The sequence below is a fragment of the Pseudooceanicola sp. NS-SX9 genome (assembly GCF_057380705.1).
Genome location: NZ_CM170818.1, coordinates 884,622 through 899,710 on the forward strand (window position 1 = coordinate 884,622; position 15,089 = coordinate 899,710).

The 15,089-nt window shown below is 65.9% G+C and carries 15 protein-coding genes, 1 tRNA gene and 1 pseudogene; 8 read left to right on the forward strand and 9 right to left on the reverse strand.

Going from position 1 to position 15,089, the window contains the following annotated elements; genetic code table 11:
- Window positions 1-296: 296 nt before the first annotated feature.
- The 4 genes and pseudogenes from AC2ITM_RS04180 to AC2ITM_RS04195 all read left to right on the forward strand — a co-directional run bounded on the left by AC2ITM_RS04180 (window position 297) and on the right by AC2ITM_RS04195 (window position 3,054).
- Window positions 297-1,508, forward strand: coding sequence for an ABC transporter substrate-binding protein (locus AC2ITM_RS04180; RefSeq protein ID WP_486468574.1), 1,212 nt, complete (start codon window positions 297-299; stop codon window positions 1,506-1,508).
- A 285-nt stretch (window positions 1,509-1,793) separates the two neighbouring features.
- Window positions 1,794-1,934 (forward strand): annotated as a pseudogene (locus AC2ITM_RS04185) (IS481 family transposase); the annotation flags it as partial.
- Window positions 1,935-1,984: 50 nt separating this feature from the next.
- Window positions 1,985-2,728 (forward strand): hypothetical protein, encoded by a 744-nt coding sequence (locus tag AC2ITM_RS04190; RefSeq protein WP_486468575.1) that lies wholly within the window; start codon window positions 1,985-1,987, stop codon window positions 2,726-2,728.
- The gene (locus tag AC2ITM_RS04195) at window positions 2,725-3,054 is read left to right on the forward strand and encodes a hypothetical protein (protein WP_486468576.1); all 330 of its coding nucleotides are present in this window, start codon (window positions 2,725-2,727) and stop codon (window positions 3,052-3,054) included. Before AC2ITM_RS04190 ends, AC2ITM_RS04195 begins: the two co-directional genes overlap by 4 nt.
- Window positions 3,055-3,219: 165 nt before the next feature.
- Here the strand turns inward: AC2ITM_RS04195 and AC2ITM_RS04200 are convergent, their stop codons facing one another.
- The 4 genes from AC2ITM_RS04200 to AC2ITM_RS04215 all read right to left on the reverse strand — a co-directional run bounded on the left by AC2ITM_RS04200 (window position 3,220) and on the right by AC2ITM_RS04215 (window position 5,293).
- Window positions 3,220-3,570, reverse strand: a complete 351-nt coding sequence (locus AC2ITM_RS04200) for a cupin domain-containing protein (RefSeq protein WP_486468577.1) — start codon at window positions 3,568-3,570, stop codon at window positions 3,220-3,222.
- Between the two features lie 374 nt (window positions 3,571-3,944).
- A complete protein-coding gene (locus AC2ITM_RS04205) occupies window positions 3,945-4,253 on the reverse strand; it encodes a hypothetical protein (protein WP_486468578.1) in 309 nt (102 codons plus the stop codon).
- Window positions 4,254-4,444: 191 nt separating this feature from the next.
- A tRNA-Gln gene (locus AC2ITM_RS04210) sits at window positions 4,445-4,519 on the reverse strand.
- Between the two features lie 126 nt (window positions 4,520-4,645).
- Entirely contained in the window at window positions 4,646-5,293 is a 648-nt protein-coding gene (locus AC2ITM_RS04215) for an SH3 domain-containing protein (protein WP_486468579.1), read from the reverse strand.
- Between the two features lie 111 nt (window positions 5,294-5,404).
- Between AC2ITM_RS04215 and AC2ITM_RS04220 the strand changes: the two genes are divergently transcribed.
- Window positions 5,405-6,394 (forward strand): 2-hydroxyacid dehydrogenase, encoded by a 990-nt coding sequence (locus tag AC2ITM_RS04220; RefSeq protein WP_486468580.1) that lies wholly within the window; start codon window positions 5,405-5,407, stop codon window positions 6,392-6,394.
- A gap of 133 nt (window positions 6,395-6,527) precedes the next feature.
- Here AC2ITM_RS04220 and AC2ITM_RS04225 read toward each other — a convergent pair whose 3' ends face one another.
- From AC2ITM_RS04225 to AC2ITM_RS04240, 4 genes are all read right to left on the reverse strand, one after another.
- Complete coding sequence (locus tag AC2ITM_RS04225; RefSeq protein WP_486468581.1) at window positions 6,528-7,106, reverse strand: cob(I)yrinic acid a,c-diamide adenosyltransferase; 579 nt, start codon at window positions 7,104-7,106, stop codon at window positions 6,528-6,530.
- Window positions 7,107-7,109: 3 nt separating this feature from the next.
- Window positions 7,110-7,307, reverse strand: a complete 198-nt coding sequence (locus tag AC2ITM_RS04230; protein WP_486468582.1) for a twin transmembrane helix small protein — start codon at window positions 7,305-7,307, stop codon at window positions 7,110-7,112.
- A gap of 70 nt (window positions 7,308-7,377) precedes the next feature.
- The gene (locus tag AC2ITM_RS04235; protein ID WP_486468583.1) at window positions 7,378-8,217 is read right to left on the reverse strand and encodes an SDR family NAD(P)-dependent oxidoreductase; all 840 of its coding nucleotides are present in this window, start codon (window positions 8,215-8,217) and stop codon (window positions 7,378-7,380) included.
- 54 nt (window positions 8,218-8,271) lie between these two features.
- Window positions 8,272-8,919 (reverse strand): SH3 domain-containing protein, encoded by a 648-nt coding sequence (locus AC2ITM_RS04240; protein WP_486468584.1) that lies wholly within the window; start codon window positions 8,917-8,919, stop codon window positions 8,272-8,274.
- A gap of 147 nt (window positions 8,920-9,066) precedes the next feature.
- On the opposite strand from AC2ITM_RS04240, the gene AC2ITM_RS04245 reads away from it, so the two are divergent.
- Complete coding sequence (locus tag AC2ITM_RS04245) at window positions 9,067-11,391, forward strand: DNA topoisomerase IV subunit A (RefSeq protein ID WP_486468585.1); 2,325 nt, start codon at window positions 9,067-9,069, stop codon at window positions 11,389-11,391.
- A 130-nt stretch (window positions 11,392-11,521) separates the two neighbouring features.
- Here AC2ITM_RS04245 and AC2ITM_RS04250 read toward each other — a convergent pair whose 3' ends face one another.
- Complete coding sequence (locus tag AC2ITM_RS04250; protein WP_486468586.1) at window positions 11,522-12,886, reverse strand: cytochrome P450; 1,365 nt, start codon at window positions 12,884-12,886, stop codon at window positions 11,522-11,524.
- Between the two features lie 153 nt (window positions 12,887-13,039).
- Between AC2ITM_RS04250 and AC2ITM_RS04255 the strand changes: the two genes are divergently transcribed.
- Entirely contained in the window at window positions 13,040-13,687 is a 648-nt protein-coding gene (locus tag AC2ITM_RS04255; RefSeq protein ID WP_486468587.1) for a hypothetical protein, read from the forward strand.
- 190 nt (window positions 13,688-13,877) lie between these two features.
- Window positions 13,878-15,053, forward strand: a complete 1,176-nt coding sequence (tuf, locus tag AC2ITM_RS04260; RefSeq protein ID WP_486468588.1) for an elongation factor Tu — start codon at window positions 13,878-13,880, stop codon at window positions 15,051-15,053.
- Window positions 15,054-15,089 lie beyond the last annotated feature (36 nt).

Genomic DNA, 15,089 nt, shown 5'->3' on the forward strand with positions numbered 1-15,089 from the left:
TCGCAATGGAATCCCTGGATGGATGCAGCCGATGTGGGTCAGAATTTCAGCTTTGCAGTGGTGCGAAGTGACAGACATACGGGCCTGTTCCGCAAAGGTGGCGGAGAGGTCGGAAGGATCGTTGACAGGCTGAAATGGTCGAAATTACGATTTGAGTACGCATTAAAATCCGCGACACAGCGGAAGGCCGGGTGCCCCGATGGGGCGTCCCGATCAGGGAAGAAGCCGCCGGTCCGGGCGGCCCGAGATCACGACACCCAATGCCCATCCAACAGGTATCCGACTTGGAGATCCCCATGATCCACAGAAGAACGCTCATCTCTTCGCTGGCCGCGATGACGGCGGCCAGTGCCCTGCCGCGCCGCCTGATGGCGCAGACCGACACCATCCGCATCGGCGAGATCAATTCGTACTCGGCCTTGCCGGATCCGACGGGGGCCTACAAGAAGGGCTGGACCCAGGCCCTGGACGAGGTGAACGCCAGGGGCGGGGTGCTGGGCAAGCCGCTGGAATTCGTCAGCCGCGACGACACCGGCGATCCCGCCGCCGCCATCCGCATCGCCGAAGAGCTGGTCAGCAAGGACGGCGTGGTGATGCTGACCGGCACCTTCCTGTCGAACATCGGGCTGGCGGTCTCGGATTATGCCAAGCAGAAGCAGGTGTTCTACCTTGCTGCCGAACCGCTGACCGATGCGATGATCTGGTCCAAGGGCAACAGGTATACCTACCGGATGCGGGCCTCGACCTCGATGCAGGCCAAGATGCTGGCCGAGCAGGCCGCGCAGCTGAACGTCACGAAATGGGCCACGGTGGCGCCGAACTATGCCTATGGCAAGGACGGGGTCGAGGCCTTCAAAGCGGCGCTGAGCGCCCTGAAGCCCGAGGTCGAGTTCGTCGAGGAACAATGGCCCCCCGCCTTCAAGATCGACGCCGGCGCCACGGTGCGCGCGCTTGAGGCCTCGAAGCCCGAGGCGATCTACAACGTCACCTTCGGCACCGACCTGCTGAAATTCGTCCGCGAGGGGTCTTTGCGTGGCCTCTTCGACGACCGCCCCGTGGTATCGCTGCTGACCGGCGAGCCGGAATACCTGGATCCCCTGGGCGAGGAATGCCCCGACGGCTGGATCGTCACCGGCTATCCCAGCACCCAGATCAAGACGCCCGAACACGAGGCCTTCGCCAATGCCTATGTCGCCCGCTGGGGCGAGGCGCCCAAGATCGGCTCGCTGGTTGGCTACAATCTGGTGCTGTCGATTGTGGCGGCGCTGGAAAAGGCGGGCTCGACCCGGACCGACGCCATGTTGGGCGCGATGGAGGAGCTGCACGTCAAGGCCCCGAGTGGCGAGTTCTACTATCGCGCCGCCGACCACCAGTCGACGCTGGGGGCCTGGGTGGGCAAGACCGCCCTTGTTGACGGCAAGCCCGCGATGGTCGACTGGGCCTACAAGGACGGAGCCAACTACCTGCCGCCCGAGGCCGAGGCCGCCAAGCTGCGCCCGGCCGGCTGACCCGGTGCCGCCGGGCGCAGCCCGTCCGGCGGTATTGCGAAGCGTCTGGCAAGGGGCCGCCGCATACAACAAAGTCATTTCCCGCTTGCTATGCAGGAGCCATCGACACAGGACATTCTGCCAGGATAGCGCCCCTGGATGCGGCGGGAGCCGCACAGAGGGCAGAGAACCGACCTTCAATGTGGGTTCGGAGACGCAACTGGCCGCAGAGGCAAGCGACGTAGTGGTCCTAAAGTGTCCACTTAACCTTCTTTCCGTTCTATTTTGGGAAAGGAGGATCGGCTCATGGATCGGCCCTCGAAAGGAAAGACCCCGCGGAAGCGGGATGCGGATACCAAGCTTGCTCAGAACCGGCTGAGCGTCCTGGAGCTGGCGAAGGAGCTCGGCAATGTCGCCAAGGCCTGGCGGGATCAGGCAGCCTCGCGCTGATTGTCCGCAGCGTCGAGGCAACCCAGGACGGGCATTCGATCCTGCACATGGTGGATGAGACGGCCATCATCGACGAGCTGCTGGCCCAGGACCAGCTGCCCGCCTGGTCGGGCCGCGTCGGTGCCGAGATCGACGAGACCCTCTCGCAGCCTTCCGCACCGCGCTTCACCTCGGTTCGAACCACGTCCGGCCCGCTGGTCGACGTTCTGATCGAACCCGGCAGCGGCGTCATCGCGACGGCGCGGTACACGCTCTATCACCGGCGGCTGGGCGAAACCGCATGGTCCTCGCTGACCCTCCAGGCCGCGAGCGGCGGTGGCGCGATCAGCGGCTACGCCCTTGCCGACACGGTCGAGCTGCAGGCCGAGGCGGTGTCGCCTGCTGGCGTCACGGGCCCTGTGACGGCGGTGCTGTCCTTCGTGGTGGGCTCGGATCAGGCCGCGATCCCGGCCGCCCTCGATGTGACCTCGATCGACATCACACCGTTCCTCGGCGGCGCGCGGATCGAGGTCGGGACCGGAGGAGACAGCGCCACCGATCAGATCCAGATCTATCGCGCGCTGTCTTCGACGCTGGACCGCGAGACCGATGCCGTCGGCAAGCCGGTCTCGGTCTCGCGGTACTACAGCTGTTCGGTGACCCTTGGGGACATCACGCGCAAGGAGGTGATCTCGGGCGGTGACATGGCCAGCGCTGGTGACTGGACGGCCGAGGGCGGATGGACCATCGCCGAGGGGGCGCCCTGCACACCACAGGCAGCGCGGACAGCCTGTCGCAGGCGGTGGTCATGACATCCGGCCAGTTCTACCGCATCGCCTTCACTGTCAGCGATTGCACCACCGGCACCGTGACGCCCCGCCTGACGGGTGGATCGGTTCGGCCCGGAACGGCAGTCGGTACCGACGGCACGCATCGTGATCGTATCCAGGCGGTGACCGGCAATGACACGGTCGAGGTCCTGGCAAGCGCGGATTTCGACGGCGCGATCGACGACATCCAGGTCTACCTGGAAACCGACGCCTGCCTGGTTCGGGGGACACATTTCATCTGGATCGAGCCACAGAATGCCAATGGCGTTCCCGGCCCCGTCAGCGGGCCCTTCAGCGTAACGATTTGACGGAGGCCACGCCATGAGCGGTATTCGCAGCCCCAATCTGACAGAGATGCAACTGATCGACACGCTGGTCGGAAACCGGGACGCCGGACCGGTCCAGGTGTCCCTGGCGGATCTGACTACCCAGCAGCTGAACACCGCACCCCTGAAGGATCTGGTGAGCCGCACCTACGGATCCGTCAGCGACTTGCTGGTGAGCGACGAGGCCAAGCCATGCTGCATGACTTCGTCGAAGGTTGTGTGCGCGATGAAATCAAAATGCCCTGCGAGGATCGACGTCGATCCCCCGCCGCCCAACTTGATGATGCCTCCGGAACCTCCGAGCTCCCTCAGCTTATCATAGGCTGCAGCAGGCCCGTCCGGCGTTTCCGAGATCACCAGACTGTGGCCCGTCGGAAGCAGGGCGCAGTCGCCTGTGTTGATCATCACCGGCGGTTTCCCAGCCACGCGCAGCCATCCTGAACCGGACAGCAGCGCATAGGCGTAATTTTCCCGACCAGAGGCAATTTCTCTGATCAAAAAGGCAGAACTATCTGGTGCTTCTCAAAACGGAGGCGAGCTGCCCTTGCGGGATCGAACCTCCGAGGTCTTGCTCACCATGCGATCGCTCAACCAGCTGGTCCGAGATGCCACCCGCTCAATTGGTCTACGGAAGCTCGTGTCCATGTTCGACATCTGCCCAATGCTTGTTAACCGGCATACGGGCTGCCCGCTTTGCTATTTCTCCAATCTGGATCGGTCGAAAATCCCACTGGCCGACACCGACATTTATGCTGTTTCGCGAGCCTGCCCATTGCTCGTGAACGTGGCCGAACATCTGTAGGGCGCCCCTGCGTGCGCCGTTCCAAGTGATCTTCGGATGGTGGCACAGGACGAGGCTATGTTCGCCGTCCTTAATCGCGGCCATGTACTCTGTGCTGGCCCAGGGGGGGCGAGATGACTGCTTCGTCGTCGTGGTTGCCGATGATCAGATGCTTGCGACCAGGGAGGCTGTGAAACCAGCTCTCGAACTGTGCCGTATCATCAGCGCGGCCGAAGGCGAAATCTCCCAAGTTCCAGAGGTCATCATCGTGGGCGACGCAGGCCTGGAAGTTGGCGATCAGGGTCGCGTTCATCGCCGCGGTTGAGGCGAAGGCGCGCTTGCAGAAGTCGATGATGCGGTGATGGCCGAAGTGCAGGTCGGCCGAATACCAGTTGGCCATGCCTGTGCCCTCCGTGTTCGTTGTCCCTCAGTTTAGGGACGACATCATAAGGGAGCAAATGTCTGTCAGTTCAGAGGGATTCTGGACGGTGAGACGTTTGGAAAATTAGCAGATGCCAGTCTTGCCCGGGCAAGATGCCAAGTAGAACCGGATAGGTTCCAATCTTCGGCGAACGTCACAAGCGGAAGGAATGGCTGGGGCGGTAGGATTCGAACCTACGGTGCGCGGTACCAAAAACCGGTGCCTTACCACTTGGCTACGCCCCATCCGTGAGGCGTTCTCTAATGGTATGCTCCGGGGCACGCAAGTCCTAAATGACGGAAAATGCGACCTCTCGTTGGGTCAATCGAAGGGGGCCGCCGGGCTGCCTTCGATTGACCCGCAGGGCGGGGTCAGTTGCGGATCTCGTCCGCACCAGCGCCCCAGAACCCGCTCTTCGGAGCCCAGCCCCGGTAGCCGCTGACTGACAATTCGCACCAGTTCTGGCTGCAGGCGCCCAGGTCGGCGATCACGCCCTGCTGCAGCTTTGCCACCACGCGCGAGGTTTCGTCGGCACGGGCATGCAGCTCCAGCATGTCCTGTTCCACCAGTGCCGTGCGATTGCCCGAGATCAGCGCGTAATGCACCCAGCCGCCGGCACCGTCGTGGTCGCGAATCTGCCGCCAGTGGCCATATTCGGCGATCACTTCGACAGGCATGCCGCGGCGCAGGAACTGCCAGTCGATCTTGTTGGTGGTCGAAGGGCCGCGCCGCACGTTGGCCTCGCTCGATTTCATCGACACGAAGCGGGGCAGGGGCAGGCCGGTGACCGGGCCCACGTCCGGCGGCCGGGCCGCCTCGGGCAATTGCGCCGGGGCGGCTGCCGGCGGCGCGGGAGGGGGAAGGGTGCTGGTGTCGGTGCCAGCCGCCGCGAGTGCCGTGGCTGCGACATCTCCGCCCAGCCCCGCCTGTTCGGCATTGCTGGCTTCCTGCGCGGCAACACCGCCGACACCGCTCAGGAAAAGGAGAATGGCACCCGTGCGCCAATGCAGGAGTCTCATCTGCTCGTGCCTCATACTGCCTTGGGAAAGCGCCCCGGTTCTTGTGCCGGGCACCGCTTTGCGTCACCCTGCCGTCGTTCGCCCGGAAAGGGAAGCCGCAGGAGGATCCGCATGCCATCTCGTCGTCTGAGTGTTGTTGTCACGCGACGGCTGCCGGAGCGGGTGGAAACCCGCATGGCAGAGCTTTTTGACTGCCATTTCGGCCCCGCCGATGCCCAGATGAGCAGCGACGAGATCGCGGCCTTGTTACCGGGGGCGGACGTTTTGGTGCCGACCCTCAGGGACCGGATCGACCAGGCGCTGCTGGCGCGGGCAGGCGAGCGGCTGGGGCTGATCGCGAATTACGGCATGGGGGTCGACCATATCGACGTGGCAACGGCCCGCCTGCGCGGCATCCTCGTCTCCAACACGCCCGACGTGCTGACGGAAGACACCGCTGACATGACCATGGCGATGATTCTCGCGCTGCTGCGCCGGATGCCCGAAGGCATGGCGCTGATGAAAGGCGACGCCGCCTGGGAAGGCTGGAGCCCGACGGGCATGTGTGGCACCCGCATCGCCGGCAAGCGGCTGGGGATCCTGGGGATGGGCCGCATCGGCCAGGCGCTGGCGCGCCGTGCGCAGGCCTTCGGGATGCAGGTAAACTACCACAACCGCCGCCGCCTGCGCCCGGAAACGGAATCCGAGCTTAAGGCGCGTTACTGGGACAGCCTCGACCAGATGGTGGCGCGCGCCGACGTGCTGGCGATCACCTGTCCGCATACGCCCGCCACCTTCCACCTGATGAATGCCCGCCGCCTGCGCCTGATGAAGCCCGAAGCGGTCATCGTGAACACCTCCCGCGGCGAGGTCGTCGACCAGAACGCCCTGACCCGGATGCTGCGCGCGGGCGAAATCGCCGGCGCCGCCCTCGATGTCGTCACCCCCGAGGCCGAGGGCAACCCCCGCCTGCGCGAGCTCGACAATGTCATCTTGCTGCCGCACATGGCCTCGGCCACCCACGAGGCGCGCCTGGAAATGGGCGAGAAGGTGATCATCAACATCAAGACCTATGCCGACGGCCACCGTCCGCCGGATCTGGTCCTGCCGGGAATGCTGTAGAAATCGGCCTGTCGGCCGATGCCTCCGGCGGGAGTACTTATGGTCAGATGAAAGAACCGGTTCTTCATCATCTGACCGGAAATACTCCGGGGGAGTCTCCGTGAGGAGACGGGGGCAGAGCCCCCCGCCGCCGTCAGCCTTCCCGCGTGGCGCCGGGAACCCAGAGCACGTCGCCCGCGCCATTGCGGTTCGCGGCACGCGAGGCGACGAAAAACCAGTCAGACAGGCGGTTGAGGTAGCGCACCGCTTCGGGGTTGCAGCCCTCTTCCGCCTTCAGGGCCACCGCGAGGCGCTCGGCCCGGCGGCAGACGGTGCGGCACAGGTGCAGATGCGCCGCCAGGGCCGAGCCCCCGGGCAGCACGAAGCTGCGCAGCGGCGCGAGGTCGGCGTTCATCGTGTCGATTTCGGTTTCCAGGCGGCTGACCTGGGCCGCGATGATGCGCAGCGGCACGTAGGGCGCCTCGCCGTCGCGGTCCATGTTCGGGCGGCAGAGGTCGGCGCCGAGATCGAAGAGATCGTTTTGGATCCGCGCCAGGGCCGTGTCCATCTCGGCATCCGCCGACAGCCGTGCCAGCCCGATGGTGGCGTTGGTTTCATCGACCGTGCCGTAGGCCTCGACCCGGAGAGAGGGTTTCGGCACGCGCGAGCCGTCGCCAAGTGCTGTTTCGCCCGCATCGCCCGTGCGGGTGTAGATCTTCGACAGTACGACCATGGTTCAGTGTCCCCGGGTGATCATCGCAGCCAGCGCGATCAGCAGCACGGCGCCCAGCTGCGCCATGATGCGCCACTGCATCAGCTTGTTGGATTTGCGCGGATCGCCCGCCTTGGCGAAATTGGCGATGCCCTTCACCAGGATCACCGCCACGACCAGCACGGCCACGGTGGCGATGAAGAAGATCGGATTGCCGGTCATGATCGTACCTCCCTGCGCTTTGCTCCTGAATACGCCGAAAGCGCCGCGAAGGCGACTCCGGTTTCGGGCCTCAGCTGTTGCGCATCATGCGCTCGATCGCCCGGGCCGGGAACAGGCGGCGCATCGTGGCGGCCAGGTAGGTGGGCGTCGTGACGTAGTAGCGCGGCTTCGGGCGCGGGTCTTCCAGCGCGCGGATCAGCCTGGCCGTCACCGCCTCGGGGCCCAGTTCATAGCGCGCCTCCATGCCGCTGCGGGTGCCGCGCTTGTAGAGCTTGTCGAGCAGCCCGTTGCGGTAGTCCTCGACCCGGGCCGAGCGTTCCCAGTCCACCCAGGTTTCAAAGGCCTTGATGGCGTTCTTGCGGAAATCGGTGCGGATCGGCCCGGGTTCGATCAGGATCACGTCGATGCCGCTGCCGCGCAGCTCCATCCGAAGGGTGTCGCTCAGGCCTTCCATGGCGAATTTGGTGGCAACGTAGCTGCCGCGCCAGGGGGCGGCCACCAGCCCCAGCACCGAGGAACAGTTGACGATGCGCCCGAAGCCCTGCGCCCGCATCCGGGGCAGCACCGCGCGCGTCAGGGCATGGGGGCCGAAAAGGTTGGCCTCGAAATTGGCACGCAGGGCCTCTCGGGGGATGTCCTCGGTCGGGCCGGGGATGGCGAAGGCGCCGTTGTTGAAGATCGCGTCGATGCGCCCGCCGGTGGCCTGCAGCAGGGCAGCGACGGCGGTCTCGATGCTGGACTGGTCGGCATAGTCGAGATGCAGCGCCTCCAGCCCCTCGTCGCGCAGGCGCGCCACGTCGGCCGCCTGCCGGGCCGAGGCGAAGACGCGCCAGCCATGGGCCGTCAGGCCATGGGCGGCATCATGGCCGATGCCCGAGGAACAGCCGGTGATCAGGATCGAACGTGTCATGGTCCCGTTGTGGCGAAGGTGCGCGGCCCAGGCAATGGGCGACGTGCCCCCCCCTCAGTTCGAGGCAGTCACCAGCCCGGAATACATCCAGCCCGTGACGCTGCTGCCATCGGTGGTGCGCAGCTTCAGCCAGCCGCCCTTCTGGTCGACCACCTGCACGTGGGTGCCGCCGGTCAGCTGGTCGACGACGCCATAGCCCGTGCCCGGCCCCGAGCGCATGTTGACCAGCGCGCCCGCGACCTGACGCAGGTCCTGCGCATCGGCGTCGGTTGCGGGGCCCATGGCGCGGGCGATGGCCTGGCGTTCGGCCTGGCCCTGATCCTCGACGTTGCGCGACGCGGCCGAGCTGACCCGGGGCTGCGTGGCCGCAATGGCGATGTCGCCGTCCTGCGTCCGCAGTGCCGCCTGGCTGAGCGTCGCGATCGGCAGATCCTGCACCGAGGGGTCGATGGCGTCGCTGGCGGTCTCGGCCGAGGCCAGCTGCACTACCCCGCCCGCAGCCCGGGCGGACTGCTCGGCCTGGGCCTCGGTCTTCCGGGCGTCGGCCTGCTGCGCGACCACCTGTTCGGCGCCTTTGCGGGCAGCGGCATCGGCTTCGGCCATCTGCGTGCCCAGGGGTTTGAAATCGAATCCGCCGCTCATCTGGAAGAATGCCAGAAACAGCAGGAAACTGGTCGTCATGATGAAGATGAAGCGGAACATGGCTCTCCTCCGGGCGGGCATGGACAGATGGCTTGTCAATGCAACAGGGCAGGGCGGCCCCCGGTTCCCGGATTTCCGCCGATTTCCCGCCCGGCCTGCGCAAGCTGCCGCTTTACCGGGCGCCGGGGGGCGGCTATCACCTGATCCATGACGGACACGCCCGAAGATACCCCAGATCTCACGGCCGGCGGCACCCTGCTGGCCGAGCCCCTGCGCCGCGCGATAGGTGAGCGTTACCTGACCTACGCGCTTTCCACGATCATGAACCGCGCCCTGCCGGATGCCCGCGACGGGCTGAAGCCGGTGCACCGCCGCATCCTTTATGCGATGCGAGAGCTGCGCCTGGGCCCCAGTTCGCGGTTCCGCAAGTCCTCGAAGATCTCGGGCGACGTGATGGGCAACTACCACCCGCACGGCGACACGGCGATCTACGATGCCATGGCGCGCCTGGCGCAGGACTTCAACGTCCGCTACCCGCTGGTCGACGGGCAGGGCAACTTCGGCAATATCGACGGCGACAACCCGGCGGCCTCGCGCTACACCGAGGCGCGTTTGACCGCCGTGGCCGAGGCCATGATGGAAGGCCTGAACGAGAACGCCGTCGATTTCCGCGACAATTACGATGGCACGCTGCAGGAACCGATCGTGCTGCCGGCGGCCTTCCCGAACCTGCTGGCCAACGGCGCCTCGGGGATCGCGGTGGGCATGGCCACCAACATCGCGCCCCACAACATCGTCGAGCTGTGCAATGCCTGCCTGCATCTGATCAAGGCGCCCGATGCCGCGGATGACACGCTGCTGAAATACATCCCCGGCCCCGATTTCCCGACCGGCGGCGTGCTGGTGGAAAGCCCCGAGAACATCGCCCGCGCCTATGCGACGGGGCGCGGCGGCTTCCGCCTGCGCGCCAAATGGGCGGTCGAGGACCTGGGCCGCGGCACCTGGCAGATCGTTGTCACGGAAATCCCCTACCAGGTGCAGAAATCCAAGCTGGTCGAGCGCATCGCCGAGCTGATCCAGACCAAGAAGATCCCGATCCTGGCCGACATCCGCGACGAAAGCGCCGATGACATCCGCATGGTGCTGGAGCCGCGCTCGAAGAACGTGGATCCGGACGTGCTGATGAACATGCTGTTCCGCAACTCGGACCTCGAGGTCCGCTTTGCATTGAACATGAACGTGCTGATCGACGGCGTGACACCCAAGGTCTGCTCGCTGAAAGAGGTGCTGCGCGCCTTCCTCGACCACCGCCGCGAGGTTCTGGAACGTCGCTCGGTCTTCCGGCTGGAAAAGATCGACCACCGCCTTGAGGTGCTGGAAGGCCTGGTGATCGCCTTCCTCAACCTCGACCGGGTGATCGACATCATCCGCTATGACGAGGACCCGAAGGCGGCGCTGATGGCCGAGGACTGGTCCAGGAAGCGCCCGCGGGCCGCCACCGAGGCCGCCTATGTCTCGCCGATCGCCCAGGGCGATACCGGCGAGCTGACCGAGGTGCAGGCCGAATCGATCCTCAACATGCGGCTGCGCAGCTTGCGCCGCCTGGAGGAGATGGAGCTGCTGCGCGAACGCGACGCCCTGATGGAGGAACGCGCGGGCCTGCAGGATCTGCTGGCCCATCCCGAGCTGCAGTGGAACCGCGTCGCCGAACAGATCCGCGAGACCCGCAAGACCTTCGGCAAGGATTACGAGGGCGGCGCGCGCCGCACCCTGATCGAGGCCGCGGCCGAGGTCGAGGACGTGCCGCTGGAGGCGATGATCGAGCGCGAACCGGTGACGATCGTGTGCTCCAAGATGGGCTGGATCCGCGCGATGAAGGGCCATATCGACCTGAGCCAGGGCGACAAGCTCAAGTTCAAGGACGGGGACGAGGGCCGCTTCGCCTTCCATGCCGAGACGACCGACAAGATCCTGATCTTCGGCTCGAACGGGCGCTTCTACACGGTGCAGGCGGCGAACCTGCCGGGCGGGCGCGGCATGGGCGAACCGCTGCGCCTGATGGTCGATCTGCCCAACGAGGCCGAGATCATCGACATGCGCATCTACCGCGCCGGTGAAAAGCTGATCGTGGCCTCGGATGCGGGGGATGGCTTCATCGTCCCCGAGGACGAGGTGCTGGCGCAGACCCGCAGCGGCAAGCAGGTCCTCAACGTCAAGGACGAGGTCCGGGCGCTGCTGGTGAAACCGATCTGGGGCGATCACGTCGCCGTGGTGGGCGAGAACCGCAAGGTGCTGGTCTTCCCGATCGAGGAGCTGCCGGAAATGTCGCGCGGCAAGGGCGTGCGCCTGCAGAAGTTCAAGGACGGCGGTCTGTCCGATCTCACGACCTTCGCGCTGGCCGACGGCCTGTCCTGGCACGATCCCGCGGGCCGCACCCGTACGGAAAACAATCTGGAGGAATGGCTGGGCAAGCGCGCCTCGACGGGCCGCATGGCGCCTCGTGGCTTCCCCAGGGATAACAAGTTCAACTGAGGCCGACCGCCTTCATTTTCTTGTTCTGAAATACCTCCCGCGGAGCGTCGCCCCGGACCATCGGTCCGGGGCGATTTCGTTGCTGAGCAACGAAGCCTTCGGCGAAGGTATTTAAGAACAAGAAAATGAGCTAGGAAAGAGCCTCGGCCTGCAGCCAGATGCCACCTTCCGGACGCAGGGTCAGGATCATTACAGGGCGGGGCGCGTGGCCCTGAACCGCGGTGAAGCGGAAACGGGCCAGCAGTGTAGCCAGGAGGATGATCGCTTCCTGCATGGCGAAACTGGCGCCGATGCAGACCCGCGGGCCGTCGCCGAAGGGCAGGTAGCCGTAGCGCGGGATGCTGCGGCGATCCATGAAACGGTCTGGGTTGCAGGCGTCGGGGGCCTGCCACAGGAGCTGGTTCCGATGCAGGGCGTAGATAGGCAGGATCACCGTGTCGCCGGGGCGGATCTGGCGGCCGCAGAGCGTGTCGGGGCGACGGGCGGTGCGCGACAGGAGTGCGGCAGGCGGGTAGAGGCGCAGCGTCTCGTCGACCAGGCGGCGCAGGAACGGCAGATGCGGCAGATCGGCGGCCGTCGCCGTGCGGGTGCCGAGGAGCGCGCGGGCCTCGGCGCGGGCGCGCTCCTGCAGCGCCGTGTCGAAGGCGCACAGGTACAGGGCCCAGCCAAGCGTCAGTGCCGTGGTTTCGTGGCCGGCAACGATGAAGGCCAGCAGGTTGTCGGCGAGCTCGGCATCGTGCATCCGGCGGTGGCTTTCGGGGTCCGAGGCGGCAAGCAGCAGGTCCAGCAGGTCGGGGGCTATTCCACGTTGGCCATCGGCGCGGCGGGCGGCGATGGCATCGTCGGCCACTGCCTTCATGCGCCGGATCACCGGTCCCGAGCGCAGCCGTGCCGGGCGCGGCACCCAGTCCGGGGCGCCCAGCATGTCAAGGATCGAGACCCGGCCGGCCTCGGCGATGTAGCGGTCGATGGCGCGGTGCACGGCGGCGCGATCAAAGCTCTTGCCGCCCGAGAAGGTGACCTCGGAAATGACCTGGAACGTGGCGCGGGTCATTTCGTCGGCCATGTCGCGGGGGGCGCCGCCGGCGGCGGCCAGCCGGGCGCAGGCATGATCTGCCGCAGCGCTCATCACCGGGCCCAGGTCGCTTACGTGGCGGTGCGAGAAGACCGGCGCCGCCGCCCGCCGTTGCCAACGCCATTGGGCCCCCTCTGCGATGAACAGCGACCGGCCGATCACCGGGCGCAGCAGGGTCTTGGTGGCCAGGCTCTTGGGGTAGTCCTCGACCCGTTCCAGCAGTACCCGGCGGATCGCGTCGGGATCCATCAGCATGTGCCAGCGGATGCCCATCTTGCCCGAGACGATGGGTTGCTGCACGGCCAGTTCGGGCAGGATCTCCAGAAGGTTGCGGCGGGCGCGGCGCAGTGATCCCAGCAGGCCGACCGGCTGGCGGACCAGCGGTACGCGGACGGGCAGGGGGGCGGGATCGTTGGTCATCGGGGTCCGGCAGGCCTTTGGGACGCGGCAGGCGCATTGTGGGGATCATATCACTATGGGGTCCGGGCGAAACCCCGTGGCCTGCCCCCGGAATTGAAACGTGGCCCTGCTTCGGCTATCCGGGCGACACCCGGCCCGCCCGAAGGAGGCTCCATGACTGCCCTGACGACCCCGCGCCGCCTGGCGCCCGCCCTCGGGCTTACCGCGAGCCTGCTTCTGGCGGGCTGTGGCGCGCAAAAGCCCGAGGACAGCCATCCCGATCTGGGCCATTTCAAGCTGGGCTGGGACGTTGTCGTGGCCGAGAAGATGCAGCGCGGCCCGCTGTCGCGCGAGGCCAAGCCCGAGGAATTCGAGACCGCCCTGAAGGCGGCGGTGGAAAAGCGCCTGCGGCCCTATGACGGCGATCAGCTGTACCATCTGGGGATCTCGGTCGAGGGCTACGTGCTGGCGGCGCCCGGCATCCCGGTGCTGCTGGCGCCGAAATCGATCCTGATGGTCAAGGTCACCGTCTGGGACGATGCCAAGGGCGGCAAGATCAACGACGAGCCCAAGCTGCTGGTCGTGATGGAAAAACTGGGTGCCCACAGCATCATCGGATCGGGCTACACGATGACCCGCGAAGAGCAGATCACCGAGCTGTCCGAGCGCGCCGCCCAGAAGATCGAGGACTGGCTGGCCGAGAATCCGGCCTGGTTCGCCCAGCACGACCCTTCGGATATCGCGCAGAAACCGGCGGCGGCGGCGGGCGAAAAGGCCGTGGGCAAGACCGCGGCCAAGGCGCAATCCGGCCAGGGCAGCTGAGGCCCCGGCCGCAGCCCTTCGGGGCGGTGGATCTGCCGCTGCGTGACCCTTTCGTGACAAGGCGTTTCGCCGATGGCACAGGGGGGCGGTGTTGCCGAAGTGGCGCTTGATTTTCCCCTCCGGACAAAATAAATCGCGGCCCCAGTGAAATCGGGCCGCGAGGGCCCCCAAACCACAGAGGCGCCTGACGATGGCAAAGGAAAAGTTCGCGCGCGGCAAGCCGCACTGCAACATCGGCACGATCGGTCACGTTGACCACGGCAAGACGACGCTGACGGCTGCGATCACCAAGTACTTCGGTGAATTCAAAGCCTACGACCAGATCGACGGCGCGCCCGAAGAAAAAGCACGTGGCATCACGATCTCGACCGCACACGTGGAATACGAGACCGAAGCCCGTCACTACGCACACGTCGACTGCCCCGGCCACGCCGACTATGTGAAGAACATGATCACCGGTGCCGCCCAGATGGACGGCGCGATCCTGGTGGTGAACGCAGCTGACGGCCCGATGCCGCAGACCCGCGAACACATCCTGCTGGGCCGTCAGGTGGGTATCCCCGCCATGGTCGTGTTCATGAACAAAGTGGACCAGGTCGACGACGAAGAGCTCCTGGAGCTCGTCGAGATGGAAATCCGCGAACTGCTGTCGACCTACGACTTCCCCGGCGACGACATCCCCGTCATCGCAGGCTCGGCTCTGGCCGCGCTGGAAGGCCGTGACGCCAACATCGGCGAAGACAAGATCCGCGAGCTGATGGCCGCCGTTGACGCGTACATCCCCCAGCCCGCACGTGCGATCGACCAGCCCTTCCTGATGCCGATCGAAGACGTGTTCTCGATCTCGGGCCGCGGCACCGTGGTCACCGGCCGCGTGGAACGCGGTGTGGTCAACGTTGGCGACGAACTTGAAATCGTCGGCATCAAGGCCACCAAGAAAACCACCTGCACCGGCGTGGAAATGTTCCGCAAGCTGCTGGACCGTGGGGAAGCAGGCGACAACATCGGCGCCCTGCTGCGCGGCATCGACCGTGAAGGCGTGGAACGTGGCCAGGTGCTGTGCAAGCCCGGCTCCGTGAAGCCCCACACCAAGTTCGAAGCCGAAGCCTACATCCTGACGAAGGAAGAAGGCGGCCGTCACACGCCGTTCTTCGCGAACTACCGTCCGCAGTTCTACTTCCGCACGACCGACGTCACCGGCACCGTCCAGCTGCCCGAAGGCACCGAGATGGTCATGCCCGGCGACAACCTGAAGTTCACCGTCGAGCTGATCGCGCCGATCGCCATGGAAGAGAAGCTGCGCTTCGCTATCCGTGAAGGTGGCCGCACCGTCGGTTCGGGCGTCGTCTCGAAAATCCTCGAGTGATCCTTCGGGAATGCACGACAGGGTGACGCAAGTCAT